Annotated in this window: 18 protein-coding genes; 9 read left to right on the top strand and 9 right to left on the bottom strand. The window is 51.0% G+C overall.

Going from position 1 to position 19,820, the window contains the following annotated elements; all coding sequences use genetic code 11:
• Positions 1-292: 292 nt before the first annotated feature.
• From METMI_RS27005 to METMI_RS0113445, 3 genes are all read left to right on the top strand, one after another.
• Positions 293-2,350: a calcium-binding protein gene (locus METMI_RS27005; RefSeq protein ID WP_019866811.1), complete on the top strand. Its 2,058-nt coding sequence runs from the start codon at positions 293-295 to the stop codon at positions 2,348-2,350.
• 246 nt (positions 2,351-2,596) lie between these two features.
• Positions 2,597-3,703 carry a sodium:proton antiporter NhaD gene (gene nhaD, locus METMI_RS24060; protein ID WP_019866810.1) on the top strand — a complete coding sequence of 369 codons (1,107 nt, stop codon included), beginning with the start codon at positions 2,597-2,599 and terminating at the stop codon, positions 3,701-3,703.
• On the top strand, positions 3,703-4,878 hold the full coding sequence (locus METMI_RS0113445; protein WP_019866809.1) for a porin: 1,176 nt from the start codon (positions 3,703-3,705) through the stop codon (positions 4,876-4,878). The genes nhaD and METMI_RS0113445 overlap by 1 nt, the downstream gene beginning before the upstream one ends.
• A gap of 89 nt (positions 4,879-4,967) precedes the next feature.
• On the opposite strand, the gene METMI_RS24055 is transcribed toward METMI_RS0113445, so the two are convergent.
• Positions 4,968-5,543 carry a lipase family alpha/beta hydrolase gene (locus METMI_RS24055; protein ID WP_019866808.1) on the bottom strand — a complete coding sequence of 192 codons (576 nt, stop codon included), beginning with the start codon at positions 5,541-5,543 and terminating at the stop codon, positions 4,968-4,970.
• Positions 5,544-6,000: 457 nt separating this feature from the next.
• Between METMI_RS24055 and METMI_RS0113430 the strand changes: the two genes are divergently transcribed.
• Both METMI_RS0113430 and trkA read left to right on the top strand, forming a co-directional pair.
• Complete coding sequence (locus tag METMI_RS0113430) at positions 6,001-7,923, top strand: potassium transporter Kup (protein WP_232215224.1); 1,923 nt, start codon at positions 6,001-6,003, stop codon at positions 7,921-7,923.
• 72 nt (positions 7,924-7,995) lie between these two features.
• Positions 7,996-9,411, top strand: coding sequence for a Trk system potassium transporter TrkA (trkA, locus tag METMI_RS0113425; RefSeq protein ID WP_019866805.1), 1,416 nt, complete (start codon positions 7,996-7,998; stop codon positions 9,409-9,411).
• Positions 9,412-9,456: 45 nt separating this feature from the next.
• Here trkA and METMI_RS0113420 read toward each other — a convergent pair whose 3' ends face one another.
• Genes METMI_RS0113420 through METMI_RS27495 form a run of 4 tightly spaced genes read right to left on the bottom strand, consistent with a single transcriptional unit; the run spans position 9,457 to position 12,496 of the window.
• Positions 9,457-10,128, bottom strand: coding sequence for a c-type cytochrome (locus tag METMI_RS0113420; RefSeq protein ID WP_019866804.1), 672 nt, complete (start codon positions 10,126-10,128; stop codon positions 9,457-9,459).
• A 2-nt stretch (positions 10,129-10,130) separates the two neighbouring features.
• Complete coding sequence (locus METMI_RS0113415; RefSeq protein WP_019866803.1) at positions 10,131-11,756, bottom strand: b(o/a)3-type cytochrome-c oxidase subunit 1; 1,626 nt, start codon at positions 11,754-11,756, stop codon at positions 10,131-10,133.
• Positions 11,753-12,343 carry a cupredoxin domain-containing protein gene (locus tag METMI_RS0113410; protein WP_019866802.1) on the bottom strand — a complete coding sequence of 197 codons (591 nt, stop codon included), beginning with the start codon at positions 12,341-12,343 and terminating at the stop codon, positions 11,753-11,755. The genes METMI_RS0113415 and METMI_RS0113410 overlap by 4 nt, the downstream gene beginning before the upstream one ends.
• 9 nt (positions 12,344-12,352) lie before the next feature.
• Positions 12,353-12,496, bottom strand: coding sequence for a hypothetical protein (locus METMI_RS27495; protein ID WP_019866801.1), 144 nt, complete (start codon positions 12,494-12,496; stop codon positions 12,353-12,355).
• A gap of 283 nt (positions 12,497-12,779) precedes the next feature.
• Here METMI_RS27495 and METMI_RS0113395 point away from each other — a divergent pair, with 283 nt between their 5' ends.
• The 3 genes from METMI_RS0113395 (at position 12,780) to METMI_RS0113385 (ending at position 15,646) form a co-directional block, all read left to right on the top strand.
• The gene (locus tag METMI_RS0113395) at positions 12,780-14,522 is read left to right on the top strand and encodes an ABC transporter ATP-binding protein (RefSeq protein ID WP_019866800.1); all 1,743 of its coding nucleotides are present in this window, start codon (positions 12,780-12,782) and stop codon (positions 14,520-14,522) included.
• A gap of 189 nt (positions 14,523-14,711) precedes the next feature.
• Complete coding sequence (locus METMI_RS0113390) at positions 14,712-15,023, top strand: HvfA family oxazolone/thioamide-modified RiPP metallophore (RefSeq protein WP_019866799.1); 312 nt, start codon at positions 14,712-14,714, stop codon at positions 15,021-15,023.
• An 89-nt stretch (positions 15,024-15,112) separates the two neighbouring features.
• On the top strand, positions 15,113-15,646 hold the full coding sequence (locus tag METMI_RS0113385; protein WP_019866798.1) for an HvfX family Cu-binding RiPP maturation protein: 534 nt from the start codon (positions 15,113-15,115) through the stop codon (positions 15,644-15,646).
• An 80-nt stretch (positions 15,647-15,726) separates the two neighbouring features.
• On the opposite strand, the gene METMI_RS27490 is transcribed toward METMI_RS0113385, so the two are convergent.
• Complete coding sequence (locus METMI_RS27490; protein WP_019866797.1) at positions 15,727-15,963, bottom strand: zf-HC2 domain-containing protein; 237 nt, start codon at positions 15,961-15,963, stop codon at positions 15,727-15,729.
• A gap of 4 nt (positions 15,964-15,967) precedes the next feature.
• A complete protein-coding gene (locus tag METMI_RS0113375; RefSeq protein WP_019866796.1) occupies positions 15,968-16,528 on the bottom strand; it encodes a sigma-70 family RNA polymerase sigma factor in 561 nt (186 codons plus the stop codon).
• 298 nt (positions 16,529-16,826) lie between these two features.
• Here METMI_RS0113375 and METMI_RS0113370 point away from each other — a divergent pair, with 298 nt between their 5' ends.
• Positions 16,827-17,177, top strand: a complete 351-nt coding sequence (locus tag METMI_RS0113370; protein WP_019866795.1) for a hypothetical protein — start codon at positions 16,827-16,829, stop codon at positions 17,175-17,177.
• A 75-nt stretch (positions 17,178-17,252) separates the two neighbouring features.
• Here the strand turns inward: METMI_RS0113370 and METMI_RS28155 are convergent, their stop codons facing one another.
• Together METMI_RS28155 and metG are read right to left on the bottom strand one after the other, a co-directional pair.
• Positions 17,253-17,384 carry a hypothetical protein gene (locus METMI_RS28155; protein WP_269634436.1) on the bottom strand — a complete coding sequence of 44 codons (132 nt, stop codon included), beginning with the start codon at positions 17,382-17,384 and terminating at the stop codon, positions 17,253-17,255.
• Positions 17,385-17,646: 262 nt separating this feature from the next.
• Positions 17,647-19,695, bottom strand: a complete 2,049-nt coding sequence (gene metG, locus METMI_RS0113365) for a methionine--tRNA ligase (protein ID WP_019866794.1) — start codon at positions 19,693-19,695, stop codon at positions 17,647-17,649.
• Positions 19,696-19,820: the final 125 nt, after the last annotated feature.

Below are 19,820 nucleotides of genomic sequence, written 5' to 3'. Positions count from 1 at the left end.
TGCGCACAGAACTTTTGTTAAAAAAAGCAGAGGATAAGCACTGTACGATGATGATGCCCAGGCAACATTAAGGCCATTACTGGAATTTACGTCACCAACCGATTGCCAGCACCGCTTCCCTTATCAACAGGTAACGCCATTAATAACAATCCTTTAAACGGTTACATGCCGCTTCATCCATCGTATAGCCAACCCGGCCCGCTTATTAAGGCGGGGGAAGTTAAAGCTTCCTTAGCACGCTGGCGATGACTTCAAACCCAACTCTCACAATCATTACGAATAAGGACTAATCATGGCAATTTTTACACTCACGACGAATCTCGACAATTTTGTCGGCGGTTCTGGAGATGACACTTTCGAAGCCACCTATAATGACGGGGCAACCGGGACATGGGCCATCCTCGATTCCATCAATGGCGGTGACGGGATTGATACGCTGAATATCACCCCGATAGGCACCGCTTCGATCACGCCCGTCGACGGCTACTGGAGCGGGGTGAGCAACATCGAAAAAGTCGTCATCAACTCAACGGGGGCTGGCGCACAAACCATCACCACGGGCGGTTTTTTTGAAACGGCGTTCGCAACCGCCGGGGTTGACCTAGTGACGACATCTGGCGCAGGTGCGATTACGATTGACATGGGTACATTTACCGGAGCGGCAACCATCACCGCCACCTCGGTGGATGGCGCACAGGACATCACCATGGGGTCAGGCATTGCCACTGTGACGGCCATGTCCACAGCAGGTGCACAGACGATCACCGGGGCAAACCTTACGCAGGCGATTGCCATAACTGGTGCGGGCGCACAAACCATTTCGGGGGCAAACCTTGCGCAAGTGACCGCCATATCAGGTGCGGGAGCACAAACCATTTCGGGCGGGGATCTTACAGCCGTGAGCGTAACCTCGACGAGCGGTGCGCAGACCATCACCAGCACGGGTGCGCCCGCTGTCACCCTATCGGCCATATCGGCTTCAGGCGCGCAAACGATTGTAACGGGTATAGGCGCGGACTTTATAACGGCAAAAACGTCTGCCGCCATCAACACTATCACGTCCGATGCAGGCAACGACACTATTTTCATTAAGGCGGCGACGGGTAACTACACTATCAGTGCTGGTGCGGGTGATGACTTGGTCTACGGTGGATTTGGGAACGACGCCATCAATGGCGGCACAGACAACGACATCATCAATGGTTGGTATGGTAACGACACGATTGACGGGGGCGACGGTAACGACACCTTGAAGGGTAACGTGGGTAACGACACCCTTTTGGGTGGTTTGGGCAACGACATTTTGGGCGGTGGTGATGGTAATGACTGGATCGACGGCGGGGCGGGTGACGATTTGTTCACGATCAACCCGTCCGGCGACGATGTCATGATTGGCGGTGTCGGTACCGACACCGTGGATTACAGCAACTCGACCGATGGCGTGACCGTCAATCTGGCGACGACCGCCGCGCAACTTATCAGCGTCTTTAGCGGGACAGACACGCTGAGCGGCATCGAAAACGTGATTGGCAGTGCATTGTTTAATGACACTATTGATGGGAATTCAGCTGCCAATAACCTCAATGGCTTAGGAGGTGATGACGTAATCAAAGGCTGGAGCGGTAACGACACCATTTTTGGTGGTTTGGGCAACGACAATTTGGGCGGCGGTGATGGTGATGACTGGATCGACGGGGGCGACGGTAACGACACCTTGAAGGGTAACGTGGGTAACGACACCCTTCAAGGTGGTTTGGGCAACGACATTTTGGGCGGTGGTGATGGTAATGACTGGATCGACGGCGGGGCGGGTGACGATTTGTTCACGTTCAACCAGTCCGGTGACGATGTCATGATTGGCGGCGTCGGTACCGACACCGTGGATTACAGCAACTCGACCGATGGCGTGACCGTCAATCTGGCGACGACCGCCGCGCAACTTATCAGCGTCTTTAGCGGGACAGACACGCTGAGCGGCATCGAAAACGTGATTGGCAGTGCGTACAATGACCGCTTGGCTGGGAATAATCAGGCCAATGTCCTGACAGGTGCTGGCGGGGTAGATCACTTTGTGTTCAAAACGGCACTGAGTGGCTCAAATGCCGATACCATCACCGATTTCCTGAGTGGCAATGATGTCATTGAGCTGTCTGCTGCAATCTTCAATGCTTTCGCTGGTCAGGTGGGCAATACGGTAGGGCTGGGTGTAAACCTTAGCTACGATGCTGGCCTTGGCGTTGTCTCTTATGATGCTGACGGTGCAGGTGCGGGAAACCCGGTTGCTTTAGTTGTTCTTGGCGAACTATCCCACCCTGCCTCGTTGGGTAATGATTTCCTGATCATCGCCTAAGGATCTGGCTAGAAATAACTCACCTACCCATTGCAAATAACAGCCGCCGTCCATGGAATAAAAAACGCTTGGACGGCACAGGCCGGAAATAAAAAGAAACCGAATAGCTTAGGCTCTGTTGACATAACTTAGCGCAACCAAATCAAGGCGGAGACGAAACAAAGGAACCCCCTGTAGTTACGTGCAAGCCTTTCGAAGCGGGAGAAGATACGGCGGTAATGCTTTATTTTGCCGAAGAAACACCCGATGGCATGGCGTTCCTTTTTAAATGCCATGACCGAGCGGGGCATTTTCGACGCCTTGCGCATCGTCTTGGAAAACCGGCAATACAGTTACCGGCAATTATTTTGGATAACGGGAGCCATCGCCTTTTTGCTGTCTACGGTTATCAGCAGTTTGACGGTGGGCTTGTTGATGGGCTACATCATCTTGCAGATAGGAAAAAATCAGCCTAAATTTGTCGGCCTGGCAGGGCTAAATGCCGTGGTCGCCGCCAATGCCGACGGCACGATGAGCCCTTTAGGCGGTATTTCCACTTTCTTCGTTTGGCAGCAAAACGCGCTGCATTTCACCGAATTCTTTACCTTAACGATCCCCTGCATCGTCAATTTTTTAGTGCCCGCGGCCATCATGCACTTTTCGGTTACCCAGGAAACCCCTCGCTTTTCCAAGGAAACACCCGTGTTAAAACGCGGCAGCAAGCGGATTATTTTTATCTTTATCCTCACCTTCAGCATCACCATTTTATCTAATGTATTTTTTGACATGCCTGCCATAGCGGGAATGATATTTGGTTTGGCGTTATTGCAATTCTTTGCTTATTTTTTAACCAAAACCAAAAAACTGAGCCATTTTTTAATCCCTGAAACTCAAGAAACCATTGATTCGAATAAAGGCTTCGATATTTTCAAGTGTATCGCCGGTGTGGATTGGGATACCTTGCTGTTTTTCTATGGCGCGATGATGATCGTCGGCGCACTGAGTTTCTTGGGTTATCTGGATGCGATGGCGCATTATTTGTTTACCCAAATTAGCCCGACCCTTGCCAACGTGCTGATCAGTTTGTCATCATCCACTATTGATAACGGCACCTTGATGTTTGCCGTATTGAATATGCACCCCGACTTTCCAAACGGACAATGGCTGTTATTGACCTTGACTTTGGGCGTGGGCGGCAGCCTGTTGGCGATCGGTTCCGCGCCTGCTCTCCATGTGCTTGGGCTTATGAAAGGCGTAATGAAAGAAGGCGAAGGCCATACCTTTACCCTGCATTTACGCTGGATGCCTGCGATTTTATTAGGTTTTTTTGCCAGTATTGGCACACTATTTTTAATCAATGGCGGCAAATTTTAATGTTAATGTCCCTACGCAATAGTTTGTTAAGCATTTGTAGTATCGTCCTGCTGAATCCTGTAGCGAGTGCAGACGACTCGCCTTCTAGCCTGATTGCCGGGCTTTCTGGAAAAGAGGCCGCCAGTTGGGCCGGACTGCAAGCCCATGGGATAAACCTGGGTGGTTGGGCGACCACGGGCATCAATTACAACCCCGATGAGCCAACAGACCGCAGCAACAGCCCGGTATCCATGACGGACCGGGCGAACGAGTTTAATCTGTACCAGTTGGATTTGTTCATCGAGAAAGCGGTTGTTAAAGCCTCAAACTGGGATATAGGTGGCCGCTTCGATTTCATGTTCGGCACGGATACCCGTTATACCCAGGCAACCGGGGATTGGGACATCGGCATTATCAGCCAGCGCGACGAACGCTTTTATAATATCGCGCTGCCGCAGGCTTACATGGAAGTCTTCGCGCCTATCGGCAACGGCCTGAGCGGAAAATTCGGCCATTTTTACACCATCATCGGTTATGAGTCAGTGCCGTCGCCGCTAAACTTCTTTTCCTCGCACACCTACAGTTTCAAATCCTCGCCTTTCACGACGACAGGCGCATTGTTTACTTATCCTATCGACGGGCAATGGAGCCTGAACCTCGGCGCGACAACGGGTGCGGACAATTTCGACCGGGATTTCGGCGCTTGGAGCCACATGAGCGGATTGACTTGGAACCATGCCAAAACCGGCACCACCGTCTCTTTCTCGGTCTTGCAGGGCGATGTTTACGAACGCCGAAGTTCCGAACTAATGTATTACTCGGCGATACTCCAGCAGAATCTCGGCCGGTGGCATTATGTGCTGCAACATGACCGGGGCGCCCAACAAAATGCCATTGCCCAGGGACAAAATGCCGAGTGGTATTCCATCGTCCAGTACCTTACCTATCAGGCGGCCGATACCTGGGGGCTGGGTGTGCGCGGCGAATGGTTCCGCGACGATGACGGCGTTCGTTATTCGGCGGGCGCGGCGAGCTATTACGCGATGACGGCGGGCTTGAACTGGAAACCCAACGGCTGGTTGATGGTCCGCCCCGAAGTGCGTTACGACTGGAGCGAAGCACATACGCCCCCTTTCAACGTCGGGCGTAGTCCTGACCAAATCCTGTTGGGCGTTGACGCGGTCATACAATTCTGACGATGCGGTTCCGACCATGACTGCAATATCGTGCATACGCTAGAGCGGGTCTCGCTGGCGGAACAAGCCAAGGAGGCTACTTTAATAGGTCAATGGTTTGCCGTTTTCAAGAGAATATCGGCAATAACCCGCCCATCCCTTACCATCAACGGATGGCATAAGGCATACACTTTAATGTTCCCGGCCCTTGCCCAAACTGAGCTGGCCGCCGGCAAAATCATCAGGTCAAAGGGCGTCCAGTAGGAATAACACGCCACGTTTTGCAAACGCGCTGAGCTTTGCCACAGTGACTGGAGAAAATCACTGTTTGGGCGCATTTGCTTGGCACCCAAATTACCCGACAAATACGCCAAGACACTACCATGATGCGGTGCGGAAATGGAAAAGAAGTGGCTGGCTTTTTTATGGCCCCCCATTTCCTGCAAGTAATACCTGGAAATTAACCCGCCCATGCTAAAACCCACCAAACAGAACGGGGTGTCCACGCCCACCTCGGCGTTGATAATATCGCTTAATTGCCTTGCCAAAAATTCCAAGCCCTTGCTGCCATTTTTGGGAACCAAAGACGGCACGATACAAGTGTGGCCTTCACCTTCAAAAGCGGCCTGCATGGTTTTAAATTTACGGGACGTATCATTGATGCCGTGCACTAAAACGAAAATCATAGCCTTTCCAAATGTAATTTATTGATTAACCAATTACTTAGAGTTACCAACATCCTTGTCCCGTTACCCCCTTAATACTCAGTCAGCATTGTTTCGTCAGGTAAATGAGGGTTAGCTCGTAATTACCTCCCCTCTTTTTCAAAGAGGGGAACCTACGCACACTCATTACCCGTTATAATTAAAATAACTGATGTTACGCAGACTTTTTCTTCGAGTTGAAAATAAATAAACAAGCCAAATGCACACCTTGCAAAATAAGGCCAAGCATCCGTCTTTGTAATTTCCGCGCTTTTAATGGCACACCCGGCGCCACCAATACCGCACCAAAATTTCCGGTAGCATTGGCCAGCACGCCAATAAGAACGGCAAACGCATGGTAAAAGTATCCACTTTATAGGTTGGAACCACAAGGCATCCCTACGATTTTCACTTAGCATTTGCTATCGGCAATGCGACAATGACCCTATTGACAACTTATGAGAAGGAAATAATGGCGTCCCAATCCAATAATCATGAACCCTCCGGCGGTGTGCTCGCCTTAATGTTAGGTGCTATCGGTGTCGTTTACGGCGATGTGGGCACTAGCCCGCTGTACACCATGAAAGAGATTTTCAACGGCCCCCATGCCGTGGCGGCGACGCCGGACAATGTGCTAGGTATCCTTTCGCTGATTTTCTGGTCTTTGATTTTGGTGATCTCGATCAAGTATGTCTTGTTCGTGATGCGTGCCAACAACCGGGGCGAAGGCGGCATCATGGCCTTGATGGCGTTGGCGTTACGCCACCGCAACCAGCAACGCCAACGCAATATCATCATTGCCCTGGGGTTGTTCGGCACGGCGTTGTTTTACGGGGACGGGATCATCACACCAGCCATTTCGGTGTTGAGTGCGGTGGAAGGCCTACAAGTTGCCGCGCCCGCGTTACAGCCTTATGTGCTGCCTATCACAATCGTCGTGCTCATTGTTTTGTTTATGTTCCAAAGCAAAGGCACGGAAAATGTCGGCCTGCTGTTCGGTCCCATTATGATGGCATGGTTTGGCGTCTTGGCGTTGTTGGGTGGCTTGAGCGTGTCCCAAAACCCTGGCGTCTTGGAAGCGCTGAACCCGCTTTATGGGCTACATTTTTTTCTGGGGCACGGCTGGCATGCGTTTATCGCGCTCGGTGCGGTCGTGTTGGCCTTGACAGGGGCAGAAGCCTTGTATGCCGATATGGGGCATTTTGGTAAACGCCCGATACAATTGGCGTGGTTTTCGATGATTTTACCGGCGTTGGCGTTAAATTATTTTGGCCAAGGGGCGCTGATCCTACGCGACCCGACGGCGATCCTGAACCCGTTTTATCTGCTCGCCCCTAGCTGGGCCATGTACCCCATGATCGGTCTGGCGACCTGCGCCACGGTGATTGCCTCGCAAGCGGTGATCTCCGGCGCGTTTTCTATCACTAGCCAAGCCATGCAGATGGACTATATCCCGCGTATGCAACGTGTGCACACGTCAACGGAAGCCATCGGGCAGATTTATGTCCCCACCATGAACCGCACGTTGTTAGTCCTGGTGATATGCACGGTGCTTGGCTTCGGCTCTTCCGGCAACCTCGCCGCCGCCTATGGCCTGGCGGTGACCGGGACGATGATGATCACCACCTTGCTGACCCTGATTGTCGCCTTGGATAGCTGGCAATGGCGGCCATCGACAGCCTATTCGCTGGTGGCGGTGCTTTTGGTGATTGATGGCGCATTTCTGGGGGCGAACCTTTTAAAAATCCCGCAAGGTGGTTGGTTCCCGTTGGTTGTCGGCGGCCTGCTGTTTTTATTGATGTCCACTTGGCGAAGCGGACGGGAAGTGCTGACCTACCATCTGCAAAAAGCCTCCATGTCACTGACGGGGTTTATCTCCCGCCTCAACGCCCACCCGCCACTGGCGCGGGTTCCCGGCACAGCGGTGTATATGAGCGCCCGTAACCTCAGTATGCCCCATGCCTTGCAAGTCAATTACGCGCACAACCAAGTGCTGCATGAACGGATTGTCCTATTGACCATCGCCACCGAGGACGTGCCGACCATATCCGACGGGGAGCGCATCAACCTTGACGCCTTGGAGCATGGCTTTTACCGTGTGACGGCACGGCATGGTTTTATGGAAACGCCGAATGTGCCCAAAATAATAAAATTATGTAGGGCGCTAGGTTTGGATATTGACTCCGCTAGCGCGTCATTCTTTATTGGCAGGGAAACCTTGATCCCTTCTGACAAACCGGATTTGAACCCTTTACAAGAAAAAATCTTCCTGGTGATGTTCCGCAATGCGTCATCACCTATCCAGTTCTTTAAGGTCCCGCCAGAACGGGTGGTCGAGCTAGGTGTGCAATTTGAAGTTTAAGCAATGTTTTAACCATTGTCTTATGCATAAGCGGGGTTTGCCGAACCGCCGTTAACCCAAATAAGGAAACTTATGAGAATACTGATTTTAGGTGCGGGCAGGACAGGGAGATCCGTCGCCGAAGCGTTGGCGGATGAAGCCAACGAGATTGTCGTGATAGATGCCGATGCGCTCCGCCTTGAGGCATTGAAAGAACTCGTCAACATCACCACCGTAATTGGCAATGCCGCCTATCCGCATATTTTGGAGCAGGCGGGCATACGCCAAACCGATCTGGTGATTGCCGTCACTGACCGCGACGAGACCAATATCCTAGCCTGCACGATCATCCATAAACTGTACAACCGGCCCAAAACCATCGCCCGCATCCGCGCGATTGATTACCTGAAAAACCCAAAACTCTTCGGGCCCGAAGGCATCCCTATCGACATCGTCATCAGCCCCGAACAAAGCGTGATGGAATCCATCCGCAACCTGATCGACCTACCGGGTGTGCTGCATGTTTCTGATTTCGCCAACGGCCTGGTGCGCCTATTTTCGGTGAAAGTCAAGGCGGACGGGTTCTTGACCGGAAAGAAAATCAAGACCTTAAAGGGCCGTTTGACCGAAGGCAAAATCCGGGTGGTGGCGATTTTCCGTGATGGCGCCGCACTCCCCACCAACGGGGAAGCCGAAATCATCGCCAATGATGAAGTGTTCTTCTTTGCCCCCAGGCTAGAAGTCCGGCGTTTGTTAAAAGATTTGGGATGCCTGGAAAAGCCGCTCAAGCGCATCATCATTGCAGGGGGTGGGCATATCGGCAAACGCCTGGCGCAAGCATTGGAAAAAGACCACCATGTCAAAATCATTGAAGGCGATTTGAAACGCGCCAGAAAAATCGCCAATGAATTGAGCCACGCCATCGTGATACACGGTGATAGCGGTGACGAAACCTTGTTATTGGAAGAGTCCATTGACAAGACAGATTTGTTTTGTGCGATTACGGATAACGATGGCGTGAACATCATCTCCGCCTCGCTGGCAAAAGCCCACGGCGCACGCAAGGCAATTTGCATACTCAACCATCTGAGCTACAACAAATTGTTGCCAGGGACCGGGATTGATTTGGCCGTGCTGCCTAATGTTGAAACGCTGGGCGGCATACTCAAACATGTGCGGCTTTGCGATGTCGCACAAATCAGCCTGTTACGCAACGGCACGGCGGAAGCGATTGAAGCGATTGCCCATAAAGGGAATGGTGAAAATTCGGTGGTCGGGCGTAAGGTGGACACCGTCAAATTACCTGAGGGTATCGTCTTGGGCGCGTTGATCCGCAATAACGAGGCCATCTCGATACATCATGACACCATTTTTGAAGAAGACGACCATGTCGTCATGTTCACGTTGGACAAGACGCTTGTGCCGAGCATTGAGGAGAAATTCCGGTCACTGGTTAAACTTCGTGACCGGGGCGCTAATGGGAAACCCGGCTTGGCTAAATTGGGCTGATGCTTAGGCTTTCACGCCTACCGCCAAACAATCCGCCAGACAGGGCTATTTCAGTTGTTGGTAGTAGCTAGCCAATTCCTTGATTTCCGCCTCGCTTAATTGCTGGGCGATCAAACGCATACGGCTGTATATGTCATTATGGCGCCCGCCATTTTTATAAGCCAACAAAGTCCGCTCGAAATAATCGGCTTGTTGGCCTGCCAGCGCCGGAATATCCATCTTCTCGCCCTGCCCTTCGCTACCATGGCAAACCGAACACGGCGGCAAAATGCGTTTGCCGTCGCCTTGGGCAACCATCTTTTCCGCCCTGGCGGAACTTTGGCCAGCCGCCTTGTGTTGCGGCATAGGCAACGACGCAAACCATGCCGCCAAATCCGCCGCATCCTGTTCCCCCAAACCTTTGGCAATGGCGGTCATGGAATCATGGTTGCGGCTGCCGTCAAAATAATCCCGCAACTGTTTGTAAGTATACGTGGCCACCTGACCCGCCAAGGCGGGGATGGCGGCGAGAGTCTCCCCGTCACGGGTTTCCGCGGGCATGCCTTCGCCTTTTGCACCGTGGCAACTTTGGCAGGTTTCCGCCAAAGTTTTGCCTTTGTTCAGGTCGCCTTTTTTGACCAGGCCCAAGGTTTCTGGGGTCCAGGCAATGTTAGAGCCCGGCCCGGCGTGGACGGCAAGTGGCGCAAGCAATGCGATAGCTAACAATAAGTGTTTCATGATTAATATCCCCACGCGCTTGAGCCAAAGGTTTTCATAAAAAAGAACTGCAAGATCGGATAACCGAAGCTGACCGCCATTAACACGGCAATGACTTTATTCCAAAGTTTTAAGCCGTTCAGATACTCAGGCAGTGCAGTGACGGCATGGATAGGTTCGGCAAACTCAATCTCTCCGGCAACGGCTTCCGGCGTAGGGTTTAACTGGGTTTTGACCAGATTGTAGATGAACAGGCAAGCTGAACCCAGCAGGATCAGGCCACCAAAAATCATCATGAACTCATAAGGTTTCCACGCCAAAGTCAGCAAATTGTTGTAAACCACGCTGGATATACGGCGCGGCTGGCCCAACAACCCCAAAACATGCCAAGGCGTAGTCAAAATCGCCATGCCGATGAACCATAGCCATAATTGGGTCACCGCCATGGTATTGGAAAACAAGGCTTTTCCGATCAGCAGTGGCCAAAGGTAATAGGCGATAGCAAAATACATGATGATGGTCGTGCCGCCAAAAATCAGATGGAAGTGCCCGGGCACCCAAGCGGTGTTATGGATCATCGCGTTCATCGCATAACTGGCGTTGACGATACCGCCGAAACCGCCAAATATCAGCATCAGCAGGGCTAAAATCACCGACAGCACCATGGTGTTCGTCCACGGCAGGGTTAAAATCCAGCCAAACAGCCCTTTACCGCCACGCAAGCGTCCGGCGATTTCCAACGAAGCGATCACGGTAAAACCGGTCACCAAGGTCGGCAAGGCCACCACAAAGGTGCCGATGCCATGCAGCAATTTCCAGCCGCTGGCTTGCTCAGGATCCATGTACAAATGATGGAAACCAATGGGCAAGGCAAACACGGCGAGGACGATAAACGCAATCCGCGCCATTTCGTCACTGAACAAATAACCGCCCGCTTGTTTCGGTACAAACACATAAAACGCGGTGTAAGCCGGAATCAGCCAGAAATAAACGATAGGATGCAATGTCCAAGCGAACAAAGTCCGTGCAAGGCCCGGGTCAACGGTGTCAATCCAACCCAAAGACAAGGGGATTAATTGGAACAGCACTTCCAAAGCCACACCCGCGCTAGTCCATAACCACAACATGGCATTGGCGGCGGTGGCGAACATGGCGAGCGGCACGGTCTGGCCGGGATTGGCTGTTTTCCATTGGCTAAACATCACCAGCATGATGGCGCACCACACCCAAGACCCCACCACCAACAAAGTCGCGCCGATATAAAATGCGGCGTGGGCGACTATGGGTGGGTAAAACGTGTATAACACCGAGGCTTTGCCCGTCAGCAACGGAACCGCCGCCAACACGACACCCACTAAAGCCAACCAAAACCCGCCCCAAGCCAGCGGCATATTCCATACCGGCTGTTTCAGGCTGGCGGTTGCGATGGTGTAACCAAAGCCCATGATGAAAAATATCGTCAGTACAAACGCCATCAACACGCCGTGGGTACTGACCGAAGCGAAATAAACCGGGGCCGAATCCAACGCGGGGATAAAGCCGCTACGTTCCAGCACCTGATATTCGCCCATGAAACACGCCACAATAAAAGCGGCAAACGCCACCCATAAATGGCTTAACGCGAGTTTTTTAGTTGCCGCACCGTTCATTTTTGCTCTCCACTGGCGGGTGATTTAACCGGAGCTTTCCAGTCTTCTTTGGCGATGACGGAAATATTGCTCCACATGTGGTTATGGCCTAAGCCGCAATATTCATTGCACAACAAGGGATATTCACCTGGTTTAGGGAAGGTGGTGGACACTTGTGCGACATAACCTGGCACGATCATCGTGCTCATATTGGTCATCGGGATATGGACACCGTGCAGCACGTCCATACTGACCCAGCGGAAAGTCAACGGGGTTTCGGCAGGCACGTCAATGTGCTTAGGGAAAAATGAATAACGTCCGGCGACCATACGGATGGTGACCACGCCTTTTCCGTCCACTTGCACACCGAGGTTTTCTTCGGCAAACTCTTTACTGAGATGCAGGCTGGCGGAATCAATGGTTTCAACCTTGCTGGGAGGATTGACGCCATGAAAGAAAGCATCCAGGGTAATAATGCCGACCAATAGGCCAATCACCATCAACGAGATAGTTATCCATTTTTTTTCCAGTGGGTCGATATGGATTGCGTTAAACTGGGCGCACAAATCCCGTAGGAGGTTTATGGCTTTTGCGAGTTCTGTTTGCATAATAAAATCCTATCCCCGTGGCAAAAATACGCCGTAATACAGAAACAGCCAGGCGACGGCCATACCACCAATCACCGCTGACATCAGGGCAAAAGTGCCGACTGGGGAACTTTCGAGAATACGTTTTCGGTCTTCTTCACTCATTTGATCCATACTATCCTCCCACGTTGGTAACTATTACGGTGTTAGCGCGAATTTGGAAAAAATCGGCACAAAAAACGCTTTTTCGGGCGGATTTTCAAATTCACACAACATCATTCGCCCAGCTCAATACCATCAGAAATGGTGCGGTAATTATAGAGACAAAGCACTCCCTTGTCTGTTTTAATAAACAAAACATCCTGTTACTGATGGACTTATCATGCTGCACTAAACAAAGCCATCAACTCCAAGCCCATCATGGATAAAATGCGCCACCACACCTAACCACGAAAACATGGACATTATCTTAAAAGAATACAGCCGCGTTATCTGGCAGAAAAAAGCTTATTTCCTGCTGGCGTTGACCGCCTTGACCATTGAAGTCATTCTGGATTTGTCAGCACCCATCTATTACAAAAACATCGCCAACGGCCTCGCCGCGCCTTATTCAGATACCACACTGACTGTGTTGCTGGATAACCTGAAGACCATCGCTTTGCTGTATGGCGGTATCTGGCTGGCTTGGCGGTTCCTGGAAATCGCCCTGGTCCCGCTGGACGGCGGCGGCGTCAATCTGCTGGAAAAACGCTGTTTTGACGTGCTTAAAAAACAAAAATATGGTTTTTTCGAAAACCAGTTTTCCGGCAGCCTGATCAAACAAGCCAACCGCTTCTCGCGTTCGTTCGAAATTATCATGGACTGGTTCCTGTTCCAGTTTTTTATGAATTGCCTCGCGGTCAGTATTTCGTTCGCCATTTTTTACCAACAACAACCTGAATTTGCCTTTTATTTTCTGGTTTGGGTGGTGCTGTTTGTCGGCTGGAACATCGGTTTTTCGATCTGGAAACTGCGTTTTGACGAAGCGGTCGCAGAAGGCGATTCCAAAGTCGGCGGCCTGTATTCGGATGCCATCAGCAATATTTTTATCGTCAAAAGTTTTGCCTTGGAAAACCGCGAACAGCAACGCATCAACCAAGCTTCAGATTTAGTGTACCGCAAGAAAAAAATCGCCTGGACTTTGCTGTTTGTTTCTTTTGCGATACAAGGCCTGATGACTTTCGGTATTGAACTCTGGCTGGTGTACCTGATGATAGGCAAATGGCAGGCGGGTAATTTTCAGGTCGGGCAATTCGTGCTGTTCCAGTCCATCATGATTATGCTCATCCAACGCCTGTGGGAATTTGGCCGCAACTTCCGCAATTTTTTCACCGCCTTAGCCGATGCGCGGGAAATGACCGAGGTTTTCCGGCAGACGGATCTGGAAACCGATCCGCCCGATGCTCGCCCGCTAAGCATTGCACAGGGCGAAATTAGTTTTAACCGCATTAATTTCAGTTATAACCCGCATTCCCCGTTGTTTACCGATTTTTCCCTGCATATCAAAGCCGGTGAAAAAGTGGCGCTCGTCGGGCAATCCGGTTCCGGCAAATCGTCGTTGACGAAATTGCTGTTCCGTTTTTTGGAGCCGCAATCTGGCGCAATCACGTTTGACGGCCAGGATGCCAAAGCCTTTACCTTAAGCGCGTTACGCGGGCAAATATCCATGGTCCCGCAACAACCCGAACTGTTCCACCGATCGATACGCGAGAATATCACGCTAGGTGCGGACATCCCTGAAGCGCGTCTGCTGGATGTCGCACAAAAATCGCGGAGCCTGGATTTCATCGAAAAACTCCCGGATGGTTTTGACACGCTCGTTGGTGAACGCGGGGTCAAATTATCCGGCGGCGAAAGGCAGCGCGTCGCCATCGCCCGCGCCTTCCTGGAAAACGCGCCGATAGTCGTGCTGGATGAAGCCACCAGCGCCTTGGATTCCCTCACCGAACAACAAATCCAGACCGCCATTTTCGAACTGATCGAAACTAAAACCGCGATTGTCATCGCCCATCGTTTATCGACGATTTTACGCATGGACAGGATAGTGGTTTTGGAACACGGGCGTATCATAGAGCAAGGAACCCATCAGGAATTGCTGGATAAACAAGGCAAATATCACGCAATGTGGCAGCACCAAAGCGGTGGGTTTTGGCTTGAGTGAAGCCGGGCAAGCTTATCTTGCTGCCTGAAAAAAACCTCCATTCCACGCCATTCCCCCTGTCCTAAAAAATTTTTAAAATTTAATTGTAAGGTTTTCATTTTTAATTCGACTGATGAGTCAGGAAAGCGGTTGGCCATCCCAACCGGCTTTTCCTAACCGACCTTTAACTGAATTAAACAGGAATTGACCATGAACAAAACAACCTTGACCTTAACTTTTGGCGGCATCATCGCAACGGCCTTAACCGCATCCCCCATCGCTTTTGCCGACAACAACCCTTTTGGCATGAAAGAAATTTCTAGCGCCACGATGGTGGCCGAAGCCAATCAAGCCGGTACTGAAAAAACCATGGAAGGAAAATGCGGCGAAGGCAAATGCGGTGCTGAAAAAGCCAAAAAAGCGGCGGAAAGTACCGGGAAAGCTGCCGAAGGCAAATGTGGCGCAGGCAAAGCGGGTGCTGACAAAATGCAAGAAGGGAGCTGTGGGGGCAATAAAAAATAAGCCGCTGTAGGCAAACGGCCTTCGCAATCCTGGTGTTTGCGAAGGCCGGCTTTTTTTATCATCCAAAAACCTGCCACCGAGGAGCCATCATGGACTTACCCAAAGCCGCTAACTGCCAATGCCTGATCCCGCAAACCAAGCGGATACTGGCCCAAACAAACCATTGGATCGGAAACAACACGTCCGGCTATGCCCCGATTTTCCTGCGCTTGGTTTTGGCTTATGAATTTGCCGAAGCAGGTTTGGAAAAACTCATGGGCGAAAATTGGTTTGGCAATTTGCCTTTTCCCTTCCCGTTCAGTCTGTTACCTGCTGATGTCAGTTGGAATTTGTCAATGGGGCTGGAGCTGATAGGCCCTATCGCTTTGATTTTGGGATTGGCCACCCGTTTTTTCAGTCTGGCCTTGATGGTTCTGACCGTGGTCGCCATCGCCGCCGTGCATTGGCCTGCCGAATGGCACACTTTGGGGGAATTGTGGCAAGGTTACGCCATCACCGATAAGGGCTTTGGCAATTACAAATTGCCGCTGTTGTATTTGCTGATGCTGGCTTCGCTGTTTTGTAGCGGGGCGGGCTGGTTAAGCCTGGATTATTGGCTTGGCCGTAAGTTTGTCAAACACTGATGGTATACGGGCCATGTCCACGAAAACCTACGGCAAGTGCATTCGTGGACATTATGGCAAGACCAGTCAACTGGCCAAAATCAACCCTTCGTTTTTCCCGCCAATTTTTCCTTAATCCGTAATCTTGCCGTTTCCGGCAACTGCATCGCCTTACCCCGACTATCCAACATTTTTTTCATGAACAATAATTGCTTACGGTAACGGCGGCAGTTTTTGCAGACCGTCAAGTGCAACCGCATCGCCCAACGTTTAGGCCACGGCAATTGCACGTCCAGGCTATCAGAAAGCAAATCAGTCATTTTTTTACAGGTCAGCATCTTCTTATCCCTGATCAAACCATTGGATTTCCAGGCATTGCCTGAGCTTCAAACGAGTGCGCGATAAAGCCACGCAGAGTTGGTTAGTCGTTTCTATCGCCAAAACCTTACAACACTCTTCACTCGACAGGCCTTCCACCGTGCGCAAAATAAACAGATCCGCCATGTTTTGCGGCAAGCGGGCCAAGCAACGGTGAAACACTTGCCAAAATTGCTCATCATGGAGGTTTTTATCCGGAGACTCCCAATCAATCAGGTTAATTTTCCAATGCCCGTCGGCATCAAAAGAATGCGCCAGCAATTCGTCATGATCTTCAAAACCATCCAGCGATTCGGTTTCCTGGCTGTATTTTCGGAAATGGTCGATGATTTTATGTTTCAGAATACCGATCAACCAAGTTTTTATTGATGACTGCCCGCCGAATTGGGCAAACGATTGCCACGCCGCCAATAGCGTCTCTTGCACCATATCTTCGGCAAGCGGTTCCGAGCGCACACGTAACATCGCATAACGGTAAAGCGAATCGCCATAATCTTCTAGCCAGGTTGCGGGGTCAGATACCATTGATCAAGCCATTGTCATTATTTAATTAACGGAGATTTTAGCCACTGGAAATGACAACTGCCATTATCCTATTCCCAAAATTATTGTAACCAAAGAAACCGAAAAAAACCTAACCCTAACTTCGCCATCTTACAAGCCGGCAAATATAAGGCCGCAAATTAAGGGTGTCATTGAAGGCTGATAAAAACAGTCGGATGCCACCTTAGCATATAGGCTATGATAGGAACCGGACGTTACGGATTTTACAAGCATTGTCCATCCCTTATCTCAATAACCCTACAAAGGCATTTCAAAATTTATGAATTCCATCAAAAAAACTGCGCTAACGTTCTTTATGGCAATTTCTTTAGGTGCCGCCAGCGCCCTAGCATTCGCCGAAGAAGCGGTTAACAGCCCGGCGGCAAGCGTCGCTGAAACCATTGCGCATGTTGAAAAAGCCTTAGTTGAAGTCAACAAAAGCGATTTCTCCGCCGCCCGTTTGCATTTAAAAGCAGCCCGTTCCGCGTCGGAAAAAATCTCTGGTAACGAAGCCATCGTAAAACAAGCCAATGCCAGCGTCGTCCAAGGCCAAATCGAATCTAGCCATGGCGACGTCAAAAAATCGGCTGACGAATTGAACAAAGCGTTAGTGCTGTATAAATCACTATAAATTGAGGGCCTGAAAAGGCCGTTAAACAAAGGCCCAAGGCAATCGAGATAGCCTTGGGCCTTTTTTATTGCTTAATTATTTTCTGACGTTACGCAGTAACGTAGTTTGTATCCCGTTTGCCGCGTCGAGCACCGCAGTATTGGTCGGGACTAGCCCGAAGGGGTGCGGCAGGGATGCCGCACGGAGGCAGATGGGCAGGAAGCCCATTCTGCCTCCCTCCGGCCAATGCGAGGAGCGCAAGACATCAGCGGCAACCGGGCCGCCTTTTCTTTGGGCACTTTCTTTTGGCGGAGCAAAAGAAAGTGCCTCGCCTTCGGGTGCGAGAACCCGATTAAAATACCGTCGTGAAGCGACTCTTTAATTATTTATTTTCAACTCGCAGAAAATGTCTGCGTAACATCAGTTATTTTTCTTTAAAAACAGCCGCCGTACCTTTTTCCGGCTGCCGATGGATAGGCGCATGACACGGCTACTTGACCCGCATCCCCGCCACCGCGCCGTCGTCAGGGCTTAACAAGAAAATCTCCTTATCCCCCGGCCCTGCCGCCAACACCATCCCTTCCGACACGCCAAAACGCATTTTTCTAGGCGCCAGATTGGCAATCACCATAGTCAACCGCCCTTCCAAGGCTTCTGGCTGGTAGGCCGATTTGATGCCGGAAAAAATTGTGCGGGGTTCGTCGCCAATATCCACGGTCAACTGCAACAACTTATCCGAACCTTCGACGTGGTTGGCTTTGAGGATTTTGCCGATACGCAAATCCAGTTTGGCGAAATCGTTGAAATCAATGGTCTCGGCAATCGGCTCGAATTGGGGGGCGGCTTTTTCCACAACAGAAGCAACAGATGCGGCGGCTATCGCTGGCGTTTTCTCTAAATTTTCTTTCGACGCTTCGACTATCGCCGTGATCTTGTCGGGATCGACACGGGTCATCAATGGTTTAAACTCGTTGATTTGATGTGCCAATAACGGTTGCAACCCACTCACCCACGCTTGCGCCGGGATATTCAAAAAGCTTTCCGCTTCACCCGCCAAAGCAGGGATCACGGGTTTCAGATACACCGCCAATAAACGGAACAGGTTGAGGCCCATTGTACAAACTTCATGCAATTCCTGTTCTTTGCCCTCTTCTTTTGCCAACAGCCACGGTTTTTTCTCGTCGATATACTGGTTGGCTTTATCCGCCAAGGCCATAATCTCACGCATGGCCTTACCAAATTCGCGGGTTTCGTAAAACTCGGCAATGGTTTCGCTGGCGTTGATAAAATCGGCAAACAACGCAGGTTCGGAACAGTTCACCGACAACATCCCGGCAAAGCGTTTGGCGATAAAACCGCTGCAACGGCTGGCGATATTCACCACCTTGCCGACCAAATCGGAATTGACGCGCTGGCTGAAATCATCAAAGTTCAGGTCAATGTCATCGACACCGGCACTGAGTTTGGCGGCGAAGTAATAGCGCAGATATTCAGGGTTCAGATGTTCCAAATACGTCCGCGCGGTAATGAACGTGCCGCGTGATTTGGACATTTTCTCGCCGTTGACCGTCAAAAAGCCATGCGCAAAAATCGCTGACGGCGTGCGCAGATGGGCGCCATGCAGCATCGCGGGCCAGAACAAGGCATGGAAATAAATGATGTCTTTGCCGATGAAATGGTACAGCTCGGCATCGCTGCCTTTGCCCCAGAATTCATTAAAATCCAAGCCTTGCTTGTCACAGAGGTTTTTAAAACTCGCCATGTAACCAATCGGCGCGTCCAGCCAGACATAAAAATACTTGCCTGGCGCATCGGGGATTTCAAAACCAAAATACGGCGCGTCGCGGCTGATGTCCCATTGCTGCAAACCGCCGCCCAACCATTCGGCAAGCTTGTTGCTGACTTCCGCCTGCAAATGCCCGGCATTCGTCCATTCGCTGAGCATCTCGGTGAAATTCGCCAAATCAAAGAAATAATGCACAGAATCTTTGGCTATCGGCTTTTCGCCAGAAATCGCCGACACCGGATTTTTTAGATCCGTCGGTGAATAGGTCGCCCCGCACACTTCGCAACCATCGCCGTATTGCTCCTTCGCCCCACATTTGGGACATTCGCCTTTGATGAAACGGTCTGGCAAGAACATGTTTTTGACAGGGTCATACGCCTGGGTGATGGTGCGCGAACTGATATGCCCGGCATCGCGCAAGCGCGTGTAAATCAAGCTGGCAAGGACTTTGTTTTCATCCGAATGGGTGCTGTGGTAATTGTCAAAGGCCACGCCAAATTCGCAAAAATCGGCATAGTGCTGATCCCACACTTTGGCGATCAAGGCTTCTGGCGCAATGCCTTCCTTGTCGGCGCGGAGCATAATCGGCGTGCCATGGGTGTCATCGGCACAGACGTAATAACAGGTGTTGCCGCGCTGCTTTTGGAAACGCACCCAAATATCGGTTTGAATGTATTCGACCAGATGTCCTAAATGAATCGGGCCATTCGCGTAAGGCAACGCGCTGGTGACAAGAATTTTTCTGTTCAACATGGAGTAATGCACAAATAATGATGGGGGAAATTATGCGGCATTATGACATAAAACAGCGTGTGCCGCAGTGGCCCACACTGCGCGGGATGCTGGAAAGCGGAGTAAAAAATTTCTAGTTCATCAAC

Origin of the sequence: Methylovulum miyakonense HT12 (assembly GCF_000384075.1) — a bacterium.
Classification (GTDB): Bacteria; Pseudomonadota; Gammaproteobacteria; order Methylococcales; family Methylomonadaceae; genus Methylovulum; species Methylovulum miyakonense.
This window is presented reverse-complemented; position numbering and strand designations above follow the sequence as displayed.